This window comes from Streptomyces sp. MMG1533, assembly GCF_001279775.1.
In the GTDB taxonomy this organism is placed as follows: domain Bacteria; phylum Actinomycetota; class Actinomycetes; order Streptomycetales; family Streptomycetaceae; genus Streptomyces.
In genome coordinates this window covers 75,282-97,378 of record NZ_LGDG01000122.1, presented here as the reverse complement: position 1 = coordinate 97,378, position 22,097 = coordinate 75,282, and the positions used below count along the sequence as shown (strand labels likewise).

Below are 22,097 nucleotides of genomic sequence, written 5' to 3'. Positions count from 1 at the left end.
CTTTCGCGGGTGGGCAGTCCCTAGCGGGCGACGTAGCCGCCGTCCACGGGGAGCGCGACACCGATGACGAAACCCGCCCCGGGGCTGCACAGCCACAGGACCGCCTGGGCGATCTCCTCGGCGGTGCCGAGCCGGTTGATGGGGTGGTTCGCCTCGGCCTCGGCGCGGTCCAGTTCCCCCTTGGCGATCATGTCATTGACCATGGGGGTGTCGATGGTGCCGGGGCAGACGGCGTTGACGCGGATGCTGCGCGGGGCGTATTCGAGGGCGGCGCTGACGGTCAGGCCGATCACGCCGTGCTTGGAGGCGTGGTAGGAGGCGCGGCCGGGGAGGCCGACCAGGCCGCCGAGCGAGGAGCAGTTGACGATCGCGCCGCTGCCCTGGGCACGCATGTGCCGCAGCTCGTGCTTCATGCAGGCCCAGACACCGCGGAGGTTGATGGCGTTGACGCGGTCGAACCGCTCGGCGGGTTCGTCGGCGGCGTCGCTGGGCGGGATCTGGATGCCGGCGTTGTTGTAGGCCATGTCCAGGCGGCCGAAGGTCTCCACGGTGCGGTCGACCGCGGCCGCCACTTGGTCCTCGTCGCTGACGTCGCAGGTGAGGGCGAGTGCTCGGTGGCCGGAGTCGGTGAGTTCCTTGACGGCTGCGTCCAGGGCGGCTTCGTCGATGTCGGTCAGCGCGACGGCGGCTCCGGACTCGGCGAACGCGCGGGCGGTCGCCAGGCCCATGCCGGCGCCGGCTCCGGTGACGAGGGCGACCTGGCCGGTGAAGTCGTACGTGGGGTTCACGTCGTGGTCTCCGTTCGAGTGCAGAGGTGTGGTGGCATGAGTGGAGTCGGGCTGCCCGGATGGGCTGCGGAGGCACGACGCCTTGCCATGAACCGCCGTCAGACGGTCTGGCCGCCGTCGACGACCAGGGCGTGGCCGGTGGCGAAGGAGGCGGTGTCCGAGCAGAGCCAGAGCACGGCGGCGGCGATCTCGTCCGGTGTGCCGAGGCGTCCGATGGGCTCGTCCGCGATCAGTGCGTCGCCTCCTCCGGGTGTGCTTTCGGCGAAGCGCTGGATCATCTCGGTGTCGATGATGCCGGGGCAGACGGCGTTGACGCGGACGTTGGACGACGCGTAGTCGAGGGCCGTCGAGCGGGTCAGGCCGATCACGCCGTGCTTGGCCGCGGCGTAGGCCGCCTGTCCCTTGAAGCCCTTGACTCCGGCGCCTGACGAGGCGTTGACGATCGCGCCGCCCCCCTGCTGGAGCATGAGGGGGATCTGGTGCCTCATGCACAGGAACATCCCGGTGAGGCTGACTCCGATGACGCGGTCCCACTCGTCCTTCTCGATGTCCGCGGCCGGCTTGACCGGCTGCTCGACGCCGGCGTTGTTGAAGGCGGCGTCCAGTCGTCCGAACGCCTGAATGGTGTCGTCCAGCGCAGACTTCACGTCGTCTTCACTGGTGACGTCACAGGTGAGGGCCAGGGCCTGCCCGCCCGCCTCCTCGACGAGCCGTGCGGACTCTCGCAGGCCGTCCTCGGACAGGTCGGCGAGGGCGACGCGGGCGCTCGCGCGGGCAAAGGCGACGGCGGTGGCGCGGCCGATGCCGGAGCCGGCTCCGGTCACGAAAGCCGCCTTGCCGGTGAAGTCCGCGTTGTTCACAGTCATGTGCAGATTCCTCTCGCCTGCTGTGCGTCGTCGGGTTCGTGTCAGCAGTGCGCGGATCCGGGCCTCGGTCAGTGCTGCGACGGCACCTGCGCGGGGGCGTCGTGTCGCGTGTGCGTGGCAGCGCTGCTCCGGGCCACGATCCGGCCCTTGCGGGAAGTGCCGTGGACGGCGAGAGCGATCAGGGGCAGCAGCGTGAGGACGGCGATGACGGTGCCGACCAGGGGCGGGCCGGTCAGGCCGAGGGAGGAGTCCAGGGCCGTAGCGGCGATCGCCGATCCGGCGGCGATGCCCGTGTTGAAGGCGGAGGTGGTCAGCGCCGAGGTGAGGGTGGGGGCATCGCCTGCGAAGCGCATGGCGAGAGCCGTGACGACCGGGTTGACCGTGAAGCCGGTCAGGCCCATGAGGAAGACGAGGAGGGTAGCCGTCACCGGGTTGCCGGACAGCGGGATCATCAGGAGCAGGACCAGGGCGGTGGCCGTGGCGGCCGTGATGGTGGTGGCCATCGGACGCCGGTCGCCCAAGCGGCCTCCCATGGTGGTGCCGCCCAGCGCGCCGACGCCGAAGGCGATGAGGACGAGCGGTACGGCGCCTGCGGGGATGCCTGCGCGGTCGGTCAGCAGCGGCGTGACGTAGGTGTACGTCGCCAGCACACCGCCCATGATCAGCATCGCGGCGCCGAGCGCCAGCCACAGCCGGCCCTGCCGCAGAGCCCGGACCTCGGCCCGGAGGGACACCTCGGCGCGCTGCTCCTGGGCCGGGATGAAGCGGCCGATGAAAGCGGCGGCAAGGCCGGAGAGGACGGCCAGGGCCCAGAAGGGGCCGCGCCAGCCGGTGAACTGGCCGGCGAAGGAGCCGATCGGCACACCGACGACGTTGGCCAGGGTCAGGCCCCCGATCATGACGCCCGTGGCGCGGGTGGCGTTGCGCGGGCCCGCGGCGGTGGTGGCGACGACGAAACCGACGGACCAGAACGCCCCAGTGGCCAGAGCCGTGACGACGCGGGCGATGAGAACGACCGAGAAGGACGTGCTGAGCGCGGCGACGAGATGTCCGAGGCAGAACACGGACAGGGCCAGAACCAGCGTCTGGCGCTGCGGCAGGCGCAGGGTCGCCATCGCCATGGTCGGCGCGCCGACGATCATGCCGATGGCGAAGGCGGTGATCAGCAAGCCGGCGTGGGAGACGCTGACTCCGAGGTCACCGGCCAGTTCCGGCAGCAGGCCGGCGACGACGAACTCGGTGGTCCCCATCAGGAACGTGCCGGCGGCGAGCACCCAGACGACGAAGGGAAGCTTGCCGGGGGTGGTCCCGGATGCGGAAGGCATACGTGTGGTCTCTCCTTGTGTGGAAATCGGCGGATCGAGGAGGGGAGCGGCTGAAGCCGTCGCGGGACTGCGGACGGCGCAGCCGGGTCTTCGACGGTTCCATGAACCGAACCGGGCGAAAAGGGGAGCATCGCCTCCCCCCTTCCTCCGGGGCGGCCCATGCGGGATGAGCCTGGAGCGGGTCAGGGCGCGGCTTCGACGGTGATCTCGTCGGCGGTGGCGAGCTGCTCGGGGCCGCCGTCGGCCATGTGCCCGAGGGGGATCAGTCCGGCCGCGTAGGGGGCGTCACGGTAGTAGGTGGCGAGCTGGTTCCAGGGCGCGTAGTACGCCAGGTCGCCGGCCTTGGGATCGGCGCCTTCCGGGGCGCCGGAGGTGGACAGCTTTCGCGGCAGGTCGGCGATCTTCTCGGCCTGGTGGAAGTCGCGCAGCGACAGGGTCAGCGGAAGCTGGGCAGCGAAGTCGCGGGCGGTGGCGCTGTCGTTCAGAGTGGCGGCGATGCGGTGGCCGTTGAGCGTGAGCCGGATGTTCATGGCGGTTGTCCTGCCGGGTGAGGTGGTGGCGGCCGGAGCTGTCGAAGCCTGCGGCGACGCGGAGGCGGAGGAGGACAGGGAATCGCCGGTGCAGGCGGTCGCGACCAGCAGCAGGGCGGCAGCCGGGGCCACACGGGCGAGAGCGCGAAGGGATGCCGGGTTCACGGGGTCGTCCAGTGGCTAGTCGGGCAGGGGCTCGGCGTAGTGGCGGAATCCGTCCCGCTGCTGGTGGATGTCGTACAGCCGCTGTGCCAGCACGTCGGGGCTGCTGTGCTCGGCGTCGGGCCGGATGGCGCCCGGGATGATCAGCTGCGCGGCGTGGATGTTCTCCCCGGCGAGCGCGTCGTGCAGCATGCGGGCATAGGCGCTCTCGGCGGCGAACGCGATCGAGGTACCGGCCACGTTCGGGTTGGGGCGTACGGCGCTGGAGCCGTTGACGAACAGCACGGTGCCGCGGCCGAGTTCGCGCATGCCGGACAGAACGGCGTTCACCGCGGTGACGGGGCCCTTCACGGAGAAGGCGAGGGGCGCCTCAAGGTCGTCGGCGCGGGTGTCGCGGACCGGCTTCATGAAGTCGGCGCGGGGCACGGGGCTGTACTGGAGGATCTCGATGGGCCCCAGGTCCTTGGCGGCCGTGTACAGGGCCGCGTCCAGGGACTCGATGTCGAGGACGTCGGCGGTGAAGCCGCGGGCCTGGATGCCGTCGCGGGCCAGCTCGGCGGTCATCTCCTCCAGGCGCTCGGCGTTGCGGGCGATGAGGGCGACGGCGTGGCCGGCGACGCCGAAGCGGCGGGCGGTGGCCAGCCCGAGACCGGGGCCGGCGCCGATGAGCGCGAAGGTCGTCATGGGGTTCGTCGTTCCTTGTGGAGGTGGTGGCCCCCGCCCGCATCAGCGCTGCCGGTGATGCGGCCCGATGGTGTGAGTGCGGGGCGGGAGGAGGCCGAGGGCCGGTGACAATGTGCGCCCGTCGCCGTCCGGTGCGGTCGTACGCGGTGCGCGGCGTGAGATCAGGCCAGGTTCTTGCTGAAGAACTCCTCCAGCTTGTCGAACGGGATCAGGTCCGTCTTGTCGTACAGATCGACGTGACCGGCGTTCGGGACGACGTGGAACTCCTTCGGTTCGGCCGCGAGTTCATAGGCGTCCTCGCTGAAGTACCGCGAGTGGGCGTTCTCGCCGACGACGAACAGGATGGGCCGCGGCGAGATCCACTCGATCTTCGACAGCAGCGGGAAGTTCATCAACGACATGCCGCTCGTCAGCGTGAACTGGGTGATGGAGTTCGGGTGGTAGCCCCGAGGAGTGGAGTAGAACTCGCCGAACTCACGGCCGACCGGGTTGGTGTTCTCGTCGAACCCGATGGGCGCGCCGCGCGGGGTCAGGGCGGGGGCGTGGGCCTCGAAGTCCGCGTACCGCTGGTCGGCGATCGCGTCGAGCATGGCGCCTCGTTCCTCCGCGGTGAGGGAGCCCTGCCAGCCCTCAGAGGAGATCCGGGCGATGTCGTACATGACGACCGCGGCGACCGCCTTGATGCGCCGGTCGACCTGGGCCGCGCTCAGGGCGAAGCCGCCGCTGCCGCACATGCCGACGACGCCGATGCGGTCCCGGTTCACGAAGTCACGGGTGCCCAGGTAGTCGACGGCCGCGCTGAAGTCCTCGGTGAAGATGTCGGCGGAGGAGACGTGTCGCGGGTCGCCGCCGCTGTAACCGTTGTAGGAGGGGTCGAAGGCGAGGGCCACGAAGCCGCGCCGGGCCAGGCTCTGGGCGTAGATGCCCGGGCCCTGCTCCTTCACGCCGCCGTACGGTGCGCCGACGATGATCGCGGGGTGTTCCTGGGAGGCGTCGAAGTCCTTCGGCTGGTAGAGGTCTGCGGAGATGGTGATCCCGTACCTGTTCTCGTACGACACCGGCTTCCGGGTGACGTTCTCGTCCAGGTCGAAAATGTAGTTGCCTACTGCAGGCATTCCTTGTCTCACTTCTGTGGTGCTCGACAGGGGCAGCCGGTCACCGGCCTGGGGGTCAGGGCTTGAGGAGGGCCTTGATGGCGCGGCGCTCGTCCATCGCCTTGTAGCCCTCGGCGACCTGCTCCAGGGGCAGGGTGAGGTCGAAGACCTTGCCCGGGTTGATCCGGCCGGTCAGGACCCGGTCGATCAGATCGGGCAGGTAGCGGCGCACGGGGGCGGGGCCGCCGCGCAGGCCGACGTGGGAGAAGAACAGCTCCTGGCCGTCGACGGCCACGTCGTGGGGGACTCCGACGAAGCCGACGTTGCCGCCGGGCCGGGCGGAGTGCAGGGCCTGCCGCATCGACTCGGCGGTGCCCACGCACTCCAGCACGGAGTCCGCGCCTATGCCGCCGGTGAAGTCCTTGACGCGGGCGACGCCTTCATCGCCGCGCTCGCTGATTACCTCGGTGGCGCCGAACTCCAGAGCGAGCTTCTGCCGGGATTCGTGGCGGCTCATGGCGATGATCTGCTCGGCGCCGAGTTCCCTGGCGGCTATCACGCCGCACAGGCCGACCGCTCCGTCGCCGACCACGACCGCGGTGGAGCCGGGCTTCACCTCGGCGGCGAGAGCGGCGTACCAGCCGGTGCCCATCACGTCGGAGACGGCGAGCAGGCTGGGCACCATCTCGGCGTCCGGGTGTTCGTCGGTGGCGACGAGGGTGCCGTGGGCGTTGGGAATGCGCACGTAGTCGGCCTGACAGGTGCTCATGAACTCGCGGTGCAGGCAGTTGGACTGCCAGCCGTTACGACAGTTGGCGCAGGTGTTGTCCGATGTGGCGAAGGAGCCGACCACGAACTGGCCCGGCTTGACGTCGGCGACCTCGCTGCCCACCTCCTCGACGATGCCGACGTACTCGTGCCCCATCGGGTGCGGGTCGCCGATGGGTTCCGCGCCGCGGTAGGGCCACAGGTCCGAGCCGCACACGCAGGTGGCGACCGTGCGGATTACCGCGTCGGTCGGGTGGATGACCTTCGGGTCGTCGAGGGTTTCGAAGCGCACGTCGCCGGGGGCGTGAATGACTGCTCCGCGCATGGGGGTGCTTCCTTCGGTGCGGGGGTCGGTGAGCCGCAGCCGAAGGTCACCATCGGCTGCTCGGTATCGAGACTTACACGCGAGGGCAGGCGCGAAAAGCGGAGAAATTCATCCCGGGAGGGGAACATCCAGGGAGTAAATTCTCCCCCCTTTCTCGGGTGGAATCGGTGTCATCCTGGGAAGCATGACCGCCAACGTCCCCCTCAATGAGCTGGGAGAATTCCTCAAGAAGCGCCGCTCGGAGCTGAGCCCGCGCACGGTCGGGCTGCCGGAAACCGGCAAGCCTCGCCGGGTGGACGGGCTGCGCCGCGAGGAGGTCGCCCAGCTCGCCAGCATCAGCACCGACTACTACACCCGTCTCGAACAGGGCCGCATGCAGGCATCGGCGCCCGTGCTGGACGTCCTGGCCCGGGTACTCCACCTGGACGACGACGAGCGGGGCTACCTCTTCCAGCTCGCCGGAAAGACCAGCACCCGTACCCGACGGCGCAGCAGGCAGAAGGTCCAGCCGCAGCTGCAGCGGGTCCTGGACGACCTCACCGCCACCCCGGCCATCGTGCAGGGCCGACGCGGGGACATCCTCGCCTGGAACGCACTGGCCGCAGCCCTGGTCACCGACTTCTCCCGCCTGCCGGAGAAGCACCGCAACTATCCCCGGATCCAGTTCACCGATCCGGCCATGCGCACTCTGTACGCCGACTGGGAGACCTCCGCGCAGATCTCTGTCGCCCAGCTGCGCATGGGGGCCGCGAAATATCCCGAGGACCCCCGCCTGATCGAGCTGGTCGGTGAACTGTCCATGCGCGACAAGCAGTTCGCCCGCTGGTGGGGCGACCACCACGTCGCCGCCCGCACCGTGGGCACCAAGACCCTCAACCATCCCGTCGTCGGCGAACTCGTCCTGGACTGGGACACCCTCACCGCCAACACCGACCCCGACCAGAACCTCACCGTCTGGACGGCCCTCCCCGGCTCCCCCACCCACGAACGGCTGCGCATCCTCGCCTCCTGGGCCGCCGACCAGCACCTGCCGGCCTCCTCCCCCCTTGGCTGACCGCGACGGGTCGCCGCTGTAGGAGCGGCCGGGATCGTGCCGGTCGCCTCAGAGGCAGGCCCGTGCCTGGTTGGTGTGGGGCGATGCTCTCCGCAGCCGATGGACGTCTCCGCCTTCTCGGCTGGCGCGCACCGAGATCACGGCCTATCGGCGAGCGCCCGTATCAGCGGCACCGTCCAACGGCCCGGCGCCGACCGGAGTCCTCGTCCGCCGTACGGCAACAGCTCACCGACGAGGTCAGCAGCCTGCTGGCACGAATGGCCTTTCACCAGGCATGGCTCCAGATCGAGGCCACGACCGTCGCGGGACCCTACGCAAGCCTCGTGGCCACGGCGCGTGCGGACGCCGGCGCACAGATGAGCCTCGCCTGGCAGCAGCCACCGATCACCAGCGACAGCGGCATGAACACGGACTCCCGTATCCCCGGGACCGGTCGAACGCAGCCCGCGCCACGTGCATCGAGGTGATGCGCCGACACCTGTGACAACGGCCGTGATCTTGGTGCCAACTATCCCTCTTTTGTGCCAACCAAAATCCTCGTCACAAACGGTCAGCGGCGTACCCGCGGCATCCCCAGCCCGATCCACGAGATGATCTCCCGCTGGATCTCGTTGTTGCCGCCGCCGAAGGTGAAGATGACCGCCGAGCGGTAGCCGCGTTCCAGCTCGCCGTGCAGTACCGCGCCGGCCGAGCCTTCCTTGAGCGCGCCCGCGGCTCCGACGATCTCCATGAGCCAGGCGTATGCGTCCCGGCGGGCCTCGGAGCCGTACACCTTGACCGCGGAGGCGTCCTGCGGGGTGAGGGTGCCGTCCTCCACGGCGCCCACCATCCGCCAGTTGAGGAGCTTGAGGGCGTCGAGCCTGGTGTGGGTGCGGGCCAGGAGGCGGCGTACCCAGGGCAGGTCGACGACGCGGCGGCCGTCGGCGAGCTTGGTCTCCATGGCCCAGCGCTGGACGTCGTGCAGGGCGCGGATCGCCATGGTCCCGTGTGCGGCGAGGGTGACGCGTTCGTGGTTGAGCTGGTTGGTGATCAGCCGCCAGCCCTGGTTCTCCTCGCCGACCCGGTGGGAGACGGGGACGCGGACGTTCTCGTAGTAGCTGGCCGTGGTGTCGTGCGAGGCGAGGGTGTTGATGACGGTGCAGGAGTAGCCGGGGTCGCTGGTCGGCATGAGGAGCATGGTGATGCCCTTGTGCGGCGGTGCGTCGGGGTCGGTGCGGACCGCGAGCCAGACCCAGTCGGCGGTGTCGCCGTTGGTGGTCCAGATCTTGTGGCCGTTGACGACGTACTCGTCGCCGTCCCGGACGGCACGGGTCTTGAGAGAGGCCAGGTCGGTGCCCGCGTCGGGCTCGCTGTAGCCGATCGCGAAGTCGATCTCGCCGGAGAGGATCTTCGGCAGGAAGTACGCCTTCTGCTCCTCCGAGCCGTACCGCATGATCGTCGGTCCCACGGTGTTCAGGGCCATGAGCGGCAGGGGCACGCCGGCCTGGGCGGCCTCGTCGAAGAAGATGAACTGCTCCATCGCGGTGAGGCCCTGGCCGCCGTACTCCTTCGGCCAGCTCACGCCGAGCCGGCCGTCCTGGCCGAGGCGGCGGATGGTGTCGCGGTAGAAGCGCTTCTGCGCGGCCCGGTCGGTGTAGCGGGCGTGGGCGTTGTCCGGCACCAACTCGGCGAAGTAGGCGCGCAGTTCGGTGCGCAGTCGCTGCTGCTCGGGCGTGTGATCGAGATGCACGGCGCCTCCAGGCTCCCAGGCCGGTCCTGACCGCGCACACCGTAGAACGTGTTCCAGAAATTGGGAATGGGCATGCGCGGTCGGCCCCTCGGCGCCCCGTCGGCCGAACTCTCAGACCAGGGTGGCGATGAAGTCCGAGCAGGCCTGTGCGCACTCACGGCACGCCTTCGCGCCGTCCTCCGTGCCCGGGTACCGGTCGAAGACGTGCGCGCACTCCAGGCACACCGACCGGCACCACTCCAGCTGGACGCGGATGCCCTCCTCGTCCAGGCAGTTCTGCTCGGAGAGCACCCGGCAGGTCGCGTCGCAGACCTCCGCGCACATGATGCCCTTGCGCCGTACGAGTTCCTGTTCCTCTGTGCCGTCCGGATCCATGAGGCTTGCGCGCAGGGCACACGCCCGTGCGCACTCGGTGCACGCCTGGGCGCAGGCGAACCTGTCCTCCAGGAACCGGAAGAGCTCCTGTTGGTCTGTCGTCGATGTCACACCGGGCGGGTAGCCGCCGCCGACCGGGCCAAACCCCGTGTTTCCCAGGGTTCCGGCCCCTTCTCCGGGGTCCGCCGCCCGACCGCGCGGGGCACAGGTTCGCCGACGGTGCCAGGGGTACTCGCGTGCCATGAATACCTCATGGATGGACATCGCCGCAGGTCGGGGCGCTCTCGGCCTCGGCCTGGTCGTGGTGGGTGTGGTGGTCGTGGCGGTGCTGATCGGCGCCTTCGCTCTCGGTGTCCGCGTCAAGCGCCGGGAGCCCCCGCGGCCGACGCCCGAGGAGCAGCCGCGGCTGCCGGAGGACGGTCCGGTCCGCGAGGTGCGGGAGAACCGGGAGCCCGACGAGGTGCCGCGGAGTGATCACCGTCTGACCCCGCACCAGCTCTCCGGCCACGGCCACGGCCACGGCGACGCCGGAACCCGGACCGACTCGTCCACGGACCGGCCCCGCTGGGAGGAGGGCAGCAGCGGTTCCTTCGGGAGCGGCGGAGCGGGCGGGCGCTGACGCGGCCGTAGCCGGAAGCGACGGGGGCGGGCGCCGTCGCGGCCGTAGCGGGGCGTTGCCGTAGCAGCGCGTTGCAGACCTGCAACTCGGCGACCGACCGACCTGCGGTGGGCGGCAATGTCGAACTCCCCGGCGTCCAGGGCCGGTTCCGCAGGAGGCACCGCGGTTGCGCTCAAGACGGCGGTACGCCACCGGCACTCGCCGAGGCCGAGGCCAGGCCGACGAAGCAGAAGCGGGCGGCGGCCACGTGGAGACGGACGCCCTGCCGTTCGCCCGCCTCCACGCCAGGGACTTTCAGGCCAGCTTCTTGAGCAGCTCGGCGGCGAGCGGGGCGGAGGAGGCCGGGTTCTGGCCGGTGACGACGTTGCGGTCGACCTCGACGTGCGGCGCCCATGGCTCGCCGACCTCGACTTTCAGGCCCGCCTCCGTCAGGCGGTCCTGGAGCAGCCACTTGGCGCGCTCGGCGTTGCCGGCGAGCTGCTCCTCGGTGTTGGTGAAAGCGGTGATGCGGAAGCCGGCGTAGGCGTTGGTGCCGTCCTCCTTGACCGCGGCGAGCAGCGCGGCCGGGCCGTGGCAGACCACGCCGACCGGCATCCCGCTCCCCACCGCCCGCGTGAGGATGGTGCCCGAGTCCGCGTTCACCGCCAGGTCCTCCATGGGGCCGTGGCCGCCGGGGACATAGACCGCGTCGTACTCGTCGAGGCGTACGTCGGTCAGCGCGATCGGGGCCCGGAGCTCGGGAGCCGTCTCCACGACGGCGCGGATCTTGGCGGCCTGCTCCGGGCCACCGTTGGCGCCGGAGCCGAGGCTGCCCTGGTCGACGGGCGGGACCACGCCGCCGGGGGTGGCCACGGTGACCTCGTGCCCGGCGGCCTTGAAGGCCTCGTAGGGTGCGACGGCCTCCTCGGCCCAGAAGCCGGTGGGGTGCGTGCTGCCGTCGGCCAGGGTCCAGCGGTCGGCACCGGTCATCACGAAAAGGATCTTCGCCATCGTCATCTCCTCGGGCACTGTCCGTCTCGGATCGGAAAGGGTGCTGCCGTGACGGACGGTGGTTATGGCTCTCTTGGGTGAATCAGCACCACCCCGTGCTTACTGCCGCCACCCGGCGACGTTCTCGACCACCCGGCGACGTTCTCGACCGTAGGCACAAAGACCATCGGATTTCCAATGGCCGAGTCGATCACAGCCATCGGATCAGCGATGTGCAGCGGGACCGGGCCGGTGGACACGCGGACGTGGCTTCAGGACATACCGCCGAAGGCGACGTCGCGGGTCCCGACCGTCCCGGCCGTGCGCCCCGGTGCCGTCTGGTAGGTCCAGTACAGGTTCGTGTGCGCGATGACCTGGTCCGGCGGCGGCGCTCCCCAAGCGGTCTGGTCGTCCGTCGTATGGGCGTCGCTGACAAGGGTCGCGTCGTATCCCCTGACGAGCGCACCGTGCAGCGTCGAGCGGATGCACACATCGGTCGCCGCGCCGACGACGACGAGTCGGCCGACTCCGAGGCCCGACAACACGGTCTCGAGCATGGTGTCCTCGAAGGAGTCGCCGTAGGTCTTCTCGACGAGCGGCTCGCCGATGCCCGGAGTCAGCTCGGGGACGATCCGCCAGTCGTCGCTCCCCTTCGCCATCTGCTCGTCGGAATGCTGGACCCAGACGACGGGGACCCGTTCCTGCCGCGCCTTCTCGACGAGACTGCCGATGTTCGCGACGACCGTGTCGCGCTCGTGGGCTTCGTCGACGACGCCCTTCTGCACGTCGACGACGAGGAGTGCCGTGTTCGGACGGTTGTCGAGCGTGGTCATGGGCTCCCCCTTGGTCAGGCCTGGTTCCGGTGTCACGCACACTAGACCTGCCCACTGACAAGCCGGCGGCACGAACTCCGCACCGCACGCCCCTCATCCCGGCCCGATCACCGCCCCGCCAGGGGCAATGGCGCTTCCGGCGCCGGAGAAGATGACGCCGGGGTCGGCCGGGGCCTGGTTGAGGACCCACAGGCCGATCAGCGTGGCCAGGGTGAAGACGACGGCGATGAGGACGGCGAGGACGAGCCGGCGGCGGCGTTCCCGGCGCAGCCACTCGCCGCGGGCCGTGCGATAGGCGTCCGGCGCGGCCCGTACTCCGCCGGCCAGCGTCTCCAGGGCTTCGCGCAGTTCCCGTTCCGTCCGGCCCACGTCCGCCACGCCTTCCGGCGCCCGGCCGCGCTCGTGTTCCATGCCGTCCTTCTCCGTGTGGTCGTTCGCCGTGCGTTCGTTCGCGGGGTGGCCCTTCGCCGTGCGTTCGTTCTCGGTGCGGCCCCGGCCGGTGTCGTTCATCTCCGAGCCTCCATCGCCTGGCTCAGGGCGGCGATACCGCGCGCCGTGTGTGTCTTGACCGACCCGCAGGAGATGCCCATCGCGGCGGCGATCTCGCTCTCCTTCAGGCCGAGCCAGTGCCGCAGCACGAGCGCCTCGCGCTGCCGGGCCGGCAACTGCTGGAGTGCGTCGATCAGCACACGCTGGTCGTCGTGCAGGAGGGCGGTGCTCTCGGCGGAGGCGACGACCTCCTCCGGCGGGTTCTCCACATGTCTGCGGGCCACTTGAAGGTGACGTATGCGCATCCGGGTCAGGTTGCAGACGGTGGAGCGCAGATACGCCTCCGCCGCCTGGGTGTCCCGCAGCCGCCGCCACTTGCGGTAGATCTGGTAGTACGCCTCGGCGACCACGTTCTCCGGATCGTCCGCGCCGAGCAGCACCGCCAGGCGCAGCATGGAGGCGTAGTGCAGCTCGAACAGACGGGCCAGGGCGGCCTCCCGCTCCAGGTCGGCCGGGTCGCTCACCGGGGGCATGAGGGGATCGGCCGGAGTCGCGGGCGGCGGCACGGGCGGCAGCGTGAGGGGGATGTCCGGTCTGCGTCTCACGGGTTGTTCGCTCCCGTCTCGGGGCGCCGCCTGACGGCCAGGCGGGTCGGTAGGTCGGTCAGGTCGGCGCCGCGCGGGACGCCGAGGCGTTCCATGGCCAGGGTTGCGGCCACGGCGACGGTCAGATTGAGCAGCAGGGCGACGAGCCCGGCGTAGATCTCCACGGGCGGGCCGCCGAGGCCGACCGGCACGACGGACGAGAACCCCTCCCGCACCACCAGGACGGTTCCGGCCGCCATGCCCACGGCCCATCCGGCCAGGAGCGCCCGTGGATGCAGCCGCCCGGTGAACAGCCCGACTGCCACGGCGGGGAAGATCTGCAGGATCCAGACGCCGCCGAGCAGTTGGAGATTGATCGCGTCCTGGTCGCGCAGCCCGAACACGAACGCGACCGCCCCCACCTTCGCGGTCAGCGACACCGCCTTGGCGATGCGCACCTGCCGCTTGGGGGTGGCGGTCGGGTGGACGTACTCGACGTACACGTTCCGTACGAAGCTGGTGGCGGCGGCTATGGACATCACGGCGGCCGGGACCAGCGCCCCCACGGTGATCGCGGCGAACACCAGCCCGGCCAGCGGCGCCGGCATCAGCCGGTCGACGAGCATCGGCACGGCGGCCTCGGCCCCGCCTTCCGGTGCGCGTACGCCCACCGCGAGGGCGGCGACGCCGAGGAAGCCGAAGAGCGCGAGCAGCCCCGTCCAGGCGGGCAGCGCCACGGAGACCTTGCGCAGGGTGCGCGGGCCGTCGGCGGCGAACCCCGCGGTGAGGACGTGCGGGTACATCAGCAGGGCCAGCGCGGAACCGAGGGCGAGCGTGGCGTAGGCCGGCTGCTGGGCGGGGGACAACAGCAGCGCGGAGTGCGCCGCGTCCGTCCCGCCGAGCCGCCGGGCGGCGCCGTCGAAGACCGGCCCGGGGCCGCCGAGCCGGTCGAGGACCAGCCAGCAGACGGCGGTGAGCGAGACGAAGACGGCCACCGCCTTGAGTGCGGAGATCACGGTGGGCGCCCGCAGCCCGTGCCGGTACGTCGCCACCGCGAGCCCCGCGAAGAGCGCGACCATCACCAGGTCGCCGCCCGCGCCGCGCGGGTACACGCCTCCGGCCGTCAACACCGCGCGGATGCCGAGCAGTTGCAACGCCAGGTACGGCATCGTCGCGAGGATCCCGGTCAGCGCGACCACCAGGGCCAGCGGCGGCGACCCGTAGCGTCCGCGCACGAAGTCGGCGGCGGTGATGTAGCCGTGCCGGCGGGCCACGGTCCACAGTCTGCTCAGCAGCACGAAGGCGAGCGGGCAGACGATCACCGTGTACGGCACGGCGAAGAAGGCGGGCGCGCCGTTGCCGTACGCCAGTCCGGGGACGGCGGTGAAGGTGTAGGCGGTGAAGATCGTGCCGCCGAGCAGGAACCAGGTCCACACGGGGCCAAGGCTCCGGTCGGCCAGCGCCCAGCCCTCCAGGGAGGGCAGCCGGTCGCTCGGGTGCAGGCGGCGTGCGGTGACCGCGAGCAGCGACGCCCCGCCGATCACGGCGAGAAACGTCGCGGTCATGGCGCCATCGGCCATGGGTCACCGTCCTTGGTGTGCCTGGGTCTCACCGGTTGGTTGCGCAGACGGCTGATTCGGTTGACGGAGCACGGCCGGAAATCTTCTGGAAATCCGCTGTCAACCACTTCCGGCGGGTGGGCAACTCTTGCACAGACCCACAGCGAGCGGGAGAGGAGCGCAGGTCATGGCACGGACCGGTCATCACCGGCTACGGCGCGTCGCCGTCGCCCTCCTGCTCCTCGCACCCGCGGCGGGACTGCTGTGGGTCCCCTGGTACGCCGGTGCGAGCCCACGGCTCGCGGGCACGCCGTTCTTCTACTGGTACCAGCTCGCCTGGGTGCCGGGGTGCGGCCTCTGCCTGCTCGCCGCGTACGCGCTGACCAGGCACGAACACCGCGATCCCTGATCCGGGCCGGCGACCGGAGGTCACACCCCGGTCGCCGGTCTTCACGCACTGCCTGTCCCCCATCACCCCCGAGGTGAGGAGCCGCCATGAGTACGTCAGCCATGCCCGAATCCGGTCTCCCGGCGCCACAGGAGCCGCCGTCCGTACGGCCCCGCATGTCCCCCCGGTCGATCCTGCTGTGGGCCACCGTCGCGCTGCTGGGCGCCGTCGCCTGGGGCGTCCTCGCACTGGCCCGTGGGGAGAAGATCTCCGCGGTCTGGCTCGTGGTCGCCGCGCTCGGCTCGTATGCCATCGCCTACCGCTTCTACTCCCGCTTCATCGCACGGCGCGTGCTGAAGCCGGACGACCGCAGGGCCACCCCTGCCGAGCGCCTGGAGGACGGCGTCGACTTCCAGCCGACCGACCGCCGGGTACTGCTCGGCCACCACTTCGCCGCGATCGCCGGCGCCGGTCCGCTGGTGGGCCCGGTGCTCGCGGCCCAGATGGGGTACCTGCCCGGCACCCTGTGGATCGTCGCCGGGGTGATCTTCGCCGGGGCGGTGCAGGACATGGTGGTGCTGTTCCTGTCCATGCGGCGGAACGGCACGTCGCTGGGGCAGATGGCCCGCGACGAGATCGGCCGGGCGGGCGGGGCCGCCGCCCTGATCGCCGTCTTCGCCATCATGATCATCCTGCTGGGTGTACTGGCCCTGGTCGTGGTCAACGCCCTCGCGCACTCCCCCTGGGGCACCTTCTCCGTCGCCATGACCATCCCCATCGCCCTGTTCATGGGCTTCTGGATGCACCGCATCCGCCCCGGCCGGGTCGTCGAGACCAGCTTCATCGGCGTGGCACTGCTCCTGCTCGCCATCGCCGGCGGCAGCTGGATCCAGAACTCCTCGCTCGCGGGCACCTTCACCCTCAGCCCGACGACCCTCGTCTTCTGCCTGATCGGATACGGCTTCGTCGCCTCGGTCCTGCCGGTGTGGATGCTGCTCGCGCCGCGCGACTACCTGTCCACCTTCATGAAGATCGGCACGATCGCGCTGCTCGCGGTCGGCGTCGTGGTCGCCGCCCCCGTGCTGCAGGCGGACGCGGTCACCAAGTTCGCGAGCTCGGGCGCCGGTCCGGTCTTCGCCGGCTCCCTCTTCCCCTTCCTCTTCATCACCATCGCCTGCGGTGCGCTGTCCGGCTTCCACGCCCTGGTCGCCTCGGGCACCACGCCGAAGCTGATCGCGAAGGAGTCCCAGGTCCGGCTGATCGGCTACGGCGCCATGCTGATGGAGTCGTTCGTCGCGATCATGGCGCTGATCGCCGCGGCCACCCTCGAACCCGGCCTGTACTACGCGATGAACGCCCCCGCGGGCCTCCTCGGCGCCACGGCCGAGTCCGCGTCCCACGCGGTGGCCGGCCTCGGCTTCACCATCACCCCCGACCAGCTGACCCAGGCGGCCAAGGCGGTGGAGGAGCAGACCCTGATCGCGCGCTCGGGCGGCGCGCCCACCCTGGCCGTCGGCATGTCGGAGATCTTCTCCGGGGTCTTCGGCGGCACGGCGATGAAGGCCTTCTGGTACCACTTCGCGATCATGTTCGAGGCCCTGTTCATCCTGACGACGGTCGACGCGGGTACCCGGGTCGGGCGGTTCATGCTGCAGGACATGCTCGGCAACGTGTGGAAGCCTGTCGGCCGGGTCAACTGGAAGCCCGGCATCTGGCTGTGCAGCGCCCTCGTCGTCGCCGCCTGGGGCTACTTCCTCTACACCGGCGCCACCGACCCGCTGGGCGGGATCAACCAGCTCTTCCCGCTCTTCGGCATCGCCAACCAGCTGCTCGCCGCCATCGCCCTCACCGTCTGCACCACGATCCTGATCAAGTCCGGGCGGCTGCGCTTCGCCTGGGTCACCGGCATCCCGCTGGCGTGGGTGGTCGTGGTCACCTTCACCGCCGGCTGGCAGAAGATCTTCTCCGACGACCCCAAGGTGGGCTTCTTCACCCAGCGCACGCGGTATGCCGACGCCATCGATGCCGGCCAGGTCCTGCCGCCCGCCAAGACCGTCGACGACATGCACACCGTGGTCACCAACTCCACCGTCGACGGCGTTCTCATCTCCCTCTTCCTCCTGCTGGTCGCCGTGGTGATCGTGAACGCGACGGTGGTGTGCGTGCGCGCGATACGGTCCTCGTCTCCGCTCCCGACCACCGAGGCGCCGTACATCGAGTCACGCATCGACGTACCCGAGCAGGTCGCCGAGCCGCTGGCGGGAGCCCGCTCATGACCGCCCGGCGTTGGGCACGGGCGGTGCACTGGTATCTGCGCGAGCTGACGGGCGAGGCCGAGTACGACCGCTACTGCGACCGACACCGACGCCACCACCCGCTCGCACCGGTACCGACCCGCCGCGAGTACGAGGTGCAACGCACACTCCACCGGGAGAGCCACCCCCAGAGCCGCTGCTGCTGACGGCCCGACCGCCGATCGTGGGGCGGGCGCACCTCCCGGCCGGGAGGCCGGCGCCCGCCCCACGCACGCTCGCGCCCAGCTCACCGCATAAACTGTGCCGCCACCCACGTTGCTGACCGGCGACCAGGAAGACGACATGAACCAAGGCATCGATGTTCCGGCCAACCGGTTCGCCCCGACACTTCTGTCCGCGATCGAGCCGGAGGTCGCGGCATGAGGATCTCGCAACGTGCCCAGGCCGTCGCCCCGTTCTACGCCATGGAGTTCGGCAAGCATGCCGCGGCGCTGGAGGCCCAGGGGCACCACGTCGTCAAACTCAGCCTCGGCGAACCGGACTTCGGCGCGCCTGAGGCCGTACTGAACGCGATGCGCGAGGCCATGGACGGGCGCCCGATGACCTACACCGCGGCGCTTGGACTGCCCGCCCTGCGGCAGGCGATCGCGCAGTTCTACCGGGACCTGCACGGTGTCGAGGTCGATCCCTCCCGGGTCGTCGTGACCGCGGGCGCATCGGCCGCCCTGGTGCTGGCCACGGCGGCCCTCGTCGACGCGGGCGACGAGGTGCTCATCGCAGACCCGTCGTATCCCTGCAACCGGCAGATCGTCGAAAGCTTCGGCGCGGACGTCACGCTCGTCCCCACCACCGCCGAGTCCCGTTTCCAGCTGAACGCCTCGTCGATACGGTCGAGTTGGACGGACCGGACCCGCGGCGTCATGATCGCCACCCCGTCGAACCCGACGGGTACCTCCGTCCCGGCCGACGAACTGGCGGCGATCTGCGAGTTCGCCCGTGAGCGCGACGCGTGGCGCATCGTCGACGAGATCTACCTCAACCTGAGCGATCACGACGCTCAGGGCGGGCCGCCGCGCAGCGCGCTGTCGTACGACCCCGACGCCGTCGTCATCAACAGCTTCTCCAAGTACTTCGGCATGACGGGCTGGCGACTCGGCTGGTGCGTCGTCCCCGAGGCTCTGGTGCCGGCGATGGAGCGCCTGGCCCAGAACTACTTCCTGTGCGCCTCCACTCCCGCCCAGCATGCCGCGCTGTCCTGCTTCACCCCGGAGTCCCTCGCGGTCTGCGAGGCCCGCCGCGTCGAGTTCGCCGAGCGGCGCGCGCTCGTCCTCGACGGTCTGGCGCGGATCGGCCTGCCGGTCCCCGTCCCGCCCGACGGCGCCTTCTACGTCTACTTCGACGTGAGCAACACCGGCCTCACCTCGTGGCAGTTCTGCGAACGAGCGCTGCAGGAGGCACACGTCGCCCTCACTCCGGGCAGGGACTTCGGCATCCACACGGCGGAAAGCCACGTCCGCCTGTCGTACGCGGCGTCGGCCGACGCGCTCCGCGAGGGGATCGCCCGGCTCGGGAAGTTCGTGGCCACGCTCCGGTAGTCCAGCACGCTGATCACCGGCGTGGCGAGCGCACCGCCCGCTCCTCGGGCACGTCCGTGTCCGCCGGGGCCCGGTCCAGGTGGCGAACACTGCAGCCGCCGCCTCCCACCGGCCGCGGAAGCCGTCCTGCACGCCCTGGAGAAACGGGACCCCGCGGCACCCGCCTCCGCACCCCACAGGAAGTGGTCGTTCCTCTCCTGCAAACGTGACCGGTGCTCTCTGAGCATCGATACTTCCCCTAGAGGTCAGAGGCTCACCTTCCAGTCTCACCAGGAGGTACCCATGAAGATGCTGATCAACGTCCCCGAGACCGTCGTCGCCGATGCGCTGCGCGGCCTGGCGGCCGCCCACCCCGAGTTGACCGTCGACGTCGAGAACCGGGTGATCGTACGACGGGACGCTCCCGTGCCCGGGAAGGTCGCCCTGATCTCCGGCGGGGGTTCGGGGCACGAGCCGCTGCACGGTGGGTTCGTGGGGCCCGGGATGCTCTCGGCGGCCTGCCCGGGTGAGGTGTTCACGTCGCCGGTGCCGGACCAGATGGTGCGGGCGGCGGCGGCCGTGGACAGCGGCGCCGGTGTGCTGTTCATCGTGAAGAACTACACGGGTGACGTGCTGAACTTCGACATGGCGGCCGAACTCGCCGAGGACGAGGGGATCCAGGTCGCCAAGGTGCTGGTCGACGACGACGTGGCGGTCACCGACAGTCTCTACACGGCCGGGCGGCGCGGCACGGGTGCGACGCTGTTCGTGGAGAAGATCGCGGGAGCCGCGGCCGACGAGGGGCAGCCCCTGGAGCGGGTGCAGACGATTGCCCATCAGGTCAACGAGAACTCCCGCAGCTTCGGGGTCGCGCTCAGCGCGTGCACCACGCCGGCCAAGGGCAGCCCGACCTTCGATCTGCCGCCCGGCGAGCTGGAGTTGGGCATCGGCATCCACGGCGAGCCCGGCCGGGAACGGCGGGCGATGATGACCTCGCGGGAGATCGCCGACTTCGCGGTCGGCGCGATCCTGGACGACATGACCCCGCGCAATCCCGTCCTCGTCCTGGTCAACGGCATGGGCGGGACTCCGCTGCTGGAGCTGTACGGCTTCAACGCCGAGGTGCATCGGGTGCTCGCCGAGCGCGGTGTCGCCGTCGCCCGCACCCTCGTCGGCAACTACGTCACCTCTCTCGACATGGCCGGCGCCTCGGTCACCCTGTGCCAGATCGACGAGGAGCTGCTGCGCCTGTGGGACGCGCCGGTGAAGACGGCGGGACTGCGCTGGGGAGTGTGAGCAGGCGAGGGCCGGCGAACACAACGTACCGACCACGCAAGGAGATCCAGTGCTCGACACCGACTTCTTCCGCCGTTGGATGACGGCGACCGCCGTGTCCGTCGACCGCGAGGCGGAACGGCTCACCGACCTCGACTCACCCATCGGGGACGCCGACCACGGCAGCAATATGCAGCGCGGTTTCACCGCGGTGACCGCGATGCTGGAGAAGGAGGCGCCCACCACGCCGGGGGCGGTCCTCATGCTCTCCGGTCGCACTCTCATCTCGACCGTCGGTGGCGCCTCGGGGCCGTTGTACGGCACGTTGCTGCGCCGCACCGGCAAGGCGCTCGGGGACGCCGGCGAGGTCGGCGCGGAGCAGTTCGCCGAGGCGCTGCGCGAGGGCGTGGACGCGGTCATGGCGCTCGGCGGTGCCGCACCCGGCGACAAGACCATGATCGACGCCCTGGTGCCGGCCCTCGACGCGCTCGGCGACGGCTTCCTCGCGGCCCGAGCCGCCGCCGAGGAAGGTGCGCTGGCGACCACGCCCTTGCAGGCCCGCAAGGGCCGGGCGAGTTACCTCGGGGAGCGCAGTATCGGGCATCAGGATCCCGGTGCCACGTCGGCGTCGTTGCTCATCGCCGGACTTGCGGAGGCGGCCGGTGAGTGACGGGAAGCTGGTCGGGATCGTGCTGGTGTCGCACAGCGCGGCGGTCGCCGAGTCGGTGGCCGAGTTGGCCAAGGGGCTGGCCGGCGGCGGTACCGAGGCGCCCGTCGCTCCGGCGGGCGGCACCGAGGGCGGCGGGCTCGGCACGAGCGCGGAGCTGATCGCCGCCGCGGCCGCCGCCGTGGACCGGGGCGCCGGAGTCGCCGTCCTCACCGACCTCGGCAGTGCCGTCCTCACCGTGAAGGCGCTGCTCGCCGAGGGCGACGAACTGCCGGGCAACACCCGCCTGGTGGACGCCCCCTTCGTCGAGGGAGCGGTGGCCGCGGTCGTCACTGCGGCCACGGGAGCCGACCTCGCGGCGGTGGAGGCGGCGGCCGTGGAGGCGTACACGTACCGCAAGGTGTGACGCCCCTTCAGACAGCTATATGACCCCTTCCGCCGCGACGGCGAGGGCCGAGCGCAGCGTTGCCACCAACTCGGCCTCCGCCGTCGTGCGGTCGGTCGATGTGTCGGCGGTGCGCCAGGCGTAGTGCTCGACCGCCGCGCGCAGGGCGGCGTTGAACATCGCCGCGCGGATCGTCGGCCGCAGGTCGTCGGCGCGCAGCCCGGCCCGTTCGGCCAGGGCGCGGGCGAACGCCGGCTCGGCCTCGTCGTAGGTCTGGAGCCAGACGGCACGCAGTCCGGGCTCCGTACGGGTCAGCCGGACCAGGGCGCCGACGGTGGCACGGTCGGGACCGCCGACCAGAGCGAGCTCCCTCGTGAGCGACCGGTCGAAGAGCTGCTCCAGGGGTCGGCCGGGCAGCCAGTCCCGCAGACAGGCGGCGATCACGTCGATGCCCTCCGAGAACAGCGGCCGTACGCAGCTCTCCTTGCTCGGGAAATAGCGCCACACGGTCCGCGCCGAGACGCCGACCGCCTGTCCGATCTGCTCGCCGGTGGTCGCCGTGACACCCTGGGTGACGAACAGGTCCACCGCGGCCCGGGCGATCTCCAACCTGATCTCGGCCTTGCGCTCCTCTGTCAGGGGCGGTCGTCCCGTGCGTCCGCTGGGTGCGGTCATCGGTTCCTCCGGCTGCTGGCGATCACGGCGATCACTCTCCGGGAATTCTCCACCAAGAGTTTATGTCACTCACAGACATTAAGTCGTAGGGTGAGCGCACGGCGGGCACCTCGCCTGCGGAGATA

At 70.7% G+C, this 22,097-nt stretch carries 24 protein-coding genes; 9 read left to right on the top strand and 15 right to left on the bottom strand.

The features are described 5' to 3' along the window. Positions 1 to 20: 20 nt before the first annotated feature. The 7 genes from ADK57_RS13745 to ADK57_RS13710 all read right to left on the bottom strand — a co-directional run bounded on the left by ADK57_RS13745 (position 21) and on the right by ADK57_RS13710 (position 6,542). A complete protein-coding gene (locus ADK57_RS13745; RefSeq protein ID WP_053749706.1) occupies positions 21 to 788 on the bottom strand; it encodes an SDR family NAD(P)-dependent oxidoreductase in 768 nt (255 codons plus the stop codon). Positions 789 to 886: 98 nt separating this feature from the next. Next, the gene (locus tag ADK57_RS13740; RefSeq protein ID WP_053749705.1) at positions 887 to 1,654 is read right to left on the bottom strand and encodes a glucose 1-dehydrogenase; all 768 of its coding nucleotides are present in this window, start codon (positions 1,652 to 1,654) and stop codon (positions 887 to 889) included. Positions 1,655 to 1,722: 68 nt separating this feature from the next. Beyond that, positions 1,723 to 2,979, bottom strand: a complete 1,257-nt coding sequence (locus tag ADK57_RS13735; protein WP_053749704.1) for an MFS transporter — start codon at positions 2,977 to 2,979, stop codon at positions 1,723 to 1,725. A gap of 182 nt (positions 2,980 to 3,161) precedes the next feature. Next, positions 3,162 to 3,674: a cyclophilin-like fold protein gene (locus ADK57_RS13730; RefSeq protein ID WP_078973107.1), complete on the bottom strand. Its 513-nt coding sequence runs from the start codon at positions 3,672 to 3,674 to the stop codon at positions 3,162 to 3,164. A gap of 15 nt (positions 3,675 to 3,689) precedes the next feature. After that, positions 3,690 to 4,355: an SDR family oxidoreductase gene (locus ADK57_RS13720; protein ID WP_053749701.1), complete on the bottom strand. Its 666-nt coding sequence runs from the start codon at positions 4,353 to 4,355 to the stop codon at positions 3,690 to 3,692. Between the two features lie 161 nt (positions 4,356 to 4,516). After that, the gene (locus tag ADK57_RS13715) at positions 4,517 to 5,470 is read right to left on the bottom strand and encodes an alpha/beta hydrolase (protein WP_053749700.1); all 954 of its coding nucleotides are present in this window, start codon (positions 5,468 to 5,470) and stop codon (positions 4,517 to 4,519) included. A gap of 55 nt (positions 5,471 to 5,525) precedes the next feature. Beyond that, complete coding sequence (locus ADK57_RS13710; protein ID WP_053749699.1) at positions 5,526 to 6,542, bottom strand: zinc-dependent alcohol dehydrogenase family protein; 1,017 nt, start codon at positions 6,540 to 6,542, stop codon at positions 5,526 to 5,528. A 184-nt stretch (positions 6,543 to 6,726) separates the two neighbouring features. Here ADK57_RS13710 and ADK57_RS13705 point away from each other — a divergent pair, with 184 nt between their 5' ends. After that, positions 6,727 to 7,596 carry a helix-turn-helix domain-containing protein gene (locus ADK57_RS13705; protein ID WP_053749698.1) on the top strand — a complete coding sequence of 290 codons (870 nt, stop codon included), beginning with the start codon at positions 6,727 to 6,729 and terminating at the stop codon, positions 7,594 to 7,596. A 550-nt stretch (positions 7,597 to 8,146) separates the two neighbouring features. Here ADK57_RS13705 and ADK57_RS13695 read toward each other — a convergent pair. Next, positions 8,147 to 9,325 carry an acyl-CoA dehydrogenase family protein gene (locus ADK57_RS13695; protein WP_053749697.1) on the bottom strand — a complete coding sequence of 393 codons (1,179 nt, stop codon included), beginning with the start codon at positions 9,323 to 9,325 and terminating at the stop codon, positions 8,147 to 8,149. A gap of 111 nt (positions 9,326 to 9,436) precedes the next feature. Then, positions 9,437 to 9,811, bottom strand: a complete 375-nt coding sequence (locus ADK57_RS13690; protein WP_053749696.1) for a ferredoxin — start codon at positions 9,809 to 9,811, stop codon at positions 9,437 to 9,439. 130 nt (positions 9,812 to 9,941) lie between these two features. Between ADK57_RS13690 and ADK57_RS13685 the strand changes: the two genes are divergently transcribed. Beyond that, on the top strand, positions 9,942 to 10,319 hold the full coding sequence (locus tag ADK57_RS13685) for a DUF6479 family protein (protein ID WP_053749695.1): 378 nt from the start codon (positions 9,942 to 9,944) through the stop codon (positions 10,317 to 10,319). Between the two features lie 294 nt (positions 10,320 to 10,613). Here ADK57_RS13685 and ADK57_RS13680 read toward each other — a convergent pair whose 3' ends face one another. The 5 genes from ADK57_RS13680 to ADK57_RS13660 all read right to left on the bottom strand — a co-directional run bounded on the left by ADK57_RS13680 (position 10,614) and on the right by ADK57_RS13660 (position 14,774). Then, complete coding sequence (locus tag ADK57_RS13680; RefSeq protein WP_053749694.1) at positions 10,614 to 11,309, bottom strand: type 1 glutamine amidotransferase domain-containing protein; 696 nt, start codon at positions 11,307 to 11,309, stop codon at positions 10,614 to 10,616. 251 nt (positions 11,310 to 11,560) lie between these two features. Beyond that, complete coding sequence (locus ADK57_RS13675) at positions 11,561 to 12,121, bottom strand: isochorismatase family protein (RefSeq protein WP_053749693.1); 561 nt, start codon at positions 12,119 to 12,121, stop codon at positions 11,561 to 11,563. 93 nt (positions 12,122 to 12,214) lie between these two features. Further along, complete coding sequence (locus ADK57_RS13670; RefSeq protein WP_053749907.1) at positions 12,215 to 12,532, bottom strand: hypothetical protein; 318 nt, start codon at positions 12,530 to 12,532, stop codon at positions 12,215 to 12,217. A 95-nt stretch (positions 12,533 to 12,627) separates the two neighbouring features. Beyond that, positions 12,628 to 13,143, bottom strand: a complete 516-nt coding sequence (locus ADK57_RS13665; protein ID WP_234390175.1) for a SigE family RNA polymerase sigma factor — start codon at positions 13,141 to 13,143, stop codon at positions 12,628 to 12,630. Between the two features lie 68 nt (positions 13,144 to 13,211). After that, positions 13,212 to 14,774, bottom strand: coding sequence for a sodium:solute symporter family protein (locus ADK57_RS13660; protein ID WP_053749692.1), 1,563 nt, complete (start codon positions 14,772 to 14,774; stop codon positions 13,212 to 13,214). A 166-nt stretch (positions 14,775 to 14,940) separates the two neighbouring features. Between ADK57_RS13660 and ADK57_RS13655 the strand changes: the two genes are divergently transcribed. From ADK57_RS13655 to ADK57_RS13625, 7 genes are all read left to right on the top strand, one after another. Continuing rightward, entirely contained in the window at positions 14,941 to 15,162 is a 222-nt protein-coding gene (locus ADK57_RS13655; RefSeq protein ID WP_053749691.1) for a DUF3311 domain-containing protein, read from the top strand. Positions 15,163 to 15,248: 86 nt separating this feature from the next. After that, positions 15,249 to 17,417, top strand: a complete 2,169-nt coding sequence (locus tag ADK57_RS13650) for a carbon starvation CstA family protein (protein ID WP_053749690.1) — start codon at positions 15,249 to 15,251, stop codon at positions 17,415 to 17,417. Then, positions 17,414 to 17,602, top strand: coding sequence for a YbdD/YjiX family protein (locus ADK57_RS13645; RefSeq protein WP_053749689.1), 189 nt, complete (start codon positions 17,414 to 17,416; stop codon positions 17,600 to 17,602). The genes ADK57_RS13650 and ADK57_RS13645 overlap by 4 nt, the downstream gene beginning before the upstream one ends. A gap of 213 nt (positions 17,603 to 17,815) precedes the next feature. After that, positions 17,816 to 18,991: a pyridoxal phosphate-dependent aminotransferase gene (locus ADK57_RS13640; RefSeq protein WP_053749688.1), complete on the top strand. Its 1,176-nt coding sequence runs from the start codon at positions 17,816 to 17,818 to the stop codon at positions 18,989 to 18,991. Positions 18,992 to 19,273: 282 nt separating this feature from the next. Next, on the top strand, positions 19,274 to 20,266 hold the full coding sequence (gene dhaK, locus ADK57_RS13635) for a dihydroxyacetone kinase subunit DhaK (RefSeq protein WP_053749687.1): 993 nt from the start codon (positions 19,274 to 19,276) through the stop codon (positions 20,264 to 20,266). A gap of 49 nt (positions 20,267 to 20,315) precedes the next feature. After that, positions 20,316 to 20,915, top strand: a complete 600-nt coding sequence (dhaL, locus tag ADK57_RS13630) for a dihydroxyacetone kinase subunit DhaL (RefSeq protein ID WP_053749686.1) — start codon at positions 20,316 to 20,318, stop codon at positions 20,913 to 20,915. After that, entirely contained in the window at positions 20,908 to 21,318 is a 411-nt protein-coding gene (locus ADK57_RS13625; protein ID WP_053749685.1) for a PTS-dependent dihydroxyacetone kinase phosphotransferase subunit DhaM, read from the top strand. The genes dhaL and ADK57_RS13625 overlap by 8 nt, the downstream gene beginning before the upstream one ends. A gap of 15 nt (positions 21,319 to 21,333) precedes the next feature. Here the strand turns inward: ADK57_RS13625 and ADK57_RS13620 are convergent, their stop codons facing one another. Further along, positions 21,334 to 21,972 (bottom strand): TetR/AcrR family transcriptional regulator, encoded by a 639-nt coding sequence (locus ADK57_RS13620; RefSeq protein WP_053749684.1) that lies wholly within the window; start codon positions 21,970 to 21,972, stop codon positions 21,334 to 21,336. Between the last annotated feature and the right edge of the window lie 125 nt (positions 21,973 to 22,097).

Coding starts and splice junctions, on each gene's coding strand:
- ADK57_RS13655 (WP_053749691.1), top strand. CDS start 14,941: ATGGCACGGACCGGTCATCACCGGCTACGGCGCGTCGCCGTCGCCCTC.
- ADK57_RS13735 (WP_053749704.1), bottom strand. CDS start 2,979: ATGCCTTCCGCATCCGGGACCACCCCCGGCAAGCTTCCCTTCGTCGTC.
- ADK57_RS13685 (WP_053749695.1), top strand. CDS start 9,942: ATGAATACCTCATGGATGGACATCGCCGCAGGTCGGGGCGCTCTCGGC.
- ADK57_RS13645 (WP_053749689.1), top strand. CDS start 17,414: ATGACCGCCCGGCGTTGGGCACGGGCGGTGCACTGGTATCTGCGCGAG.
- ADK57_RS13620 (WP_053749684.1), bottom strand. CDS start 21,972: ATGACCGCACCCAGCGGACGCACGGGACGACCGCCCCTGACAGAGGAG.
- ADK57_RS13650 (WP_053749690.1), top strand. CDS start 15,249: ATGAGTACGTCAGCCATGCCCGAATCCGGTCTCCCGGCGCCACAGGAG.
- dhaK (WP_053749687.1), top strand. CDS start 19,274: ATGAAGATGCTGATCAACGTCCCCGAGACCGTCGTCGCCGATGCGCTG.
- ADK57_RS13705 (WP_053749698.1), top strand. CDS start 6,727: ATGACCGCCAACGTCCCCCTCAATGAGCTGGGAGAATTCCTCAAGAAG.
- ADK57_RS13675 (WP_053749693.1), bottom strand. CDS start 12,121: ATGACCACGCTCGACAACCGTCCGAACACGGCACTCCTCGTCGTCGAC.
- ADK57_RS13665 (WP_234390175.1), bottom strand. CDS start 13,143: ATGCCCCCGGTGAGCGACCCGGCCGACCTGGAGCGGGAGGCCGCCCTG.
- ADK57_RS13740 (WP_053749705.1), bottom strand. CDS start 1,654: ATGACTGTGAACAACGCGGACTTCACCGGCAAGGCGGCTTTCGTGACC.
- ADK57_RS13680 (WP_053749694.1), bottom strand. CDS start 11,309: ATGGCGAAGATCCTTTTCGTGATGACCGGTGCCGACCGCTGGACCCTG.
- ADK57_RS13660 (WP_053749692.1), bottom strand. CDS start 14,774: ATGGCCGATGGCGCCATGACCGCGACGTTTCTCGCCGTGATCGGCGGG.
- ADK57_RS13720 (WP_053749701.1), bottom strand. CDS start 4,355: ATGACGACCTTCGCGCTCATCGGCGCCGGCCCCGGTCTCGGGCTGGCC.
- ADK57_RS13710 (WP_053749699.1), bottom strand. CDS start 6,542: ATGCGCGGAGCAGTCATTCACGCCCCCGGCGACGTGCGCTTCGAAACC.
- ADK57_RS13670 (WP_053749907.1), bottom strand. CDS start 12,532: ATGGAACACGAGCGCGGCCGGGCGCCGGAAGGCGTGGCGGACGTGGGC.
- ADK57_RS13715 (WP_053749700.1), bottom strand. CDS start 5,470: ATGCCTGCAGTAGGCAACTACATTTTCGACCTGGACGAGAACGTCACC.
- ADK57_RS13640 (WP_053749688.1), top strand. CDS start 17,816: ATGAGGATCTCGCAACGTGCCCAGGCCGTCGCCCCGTTCTACGCCATG.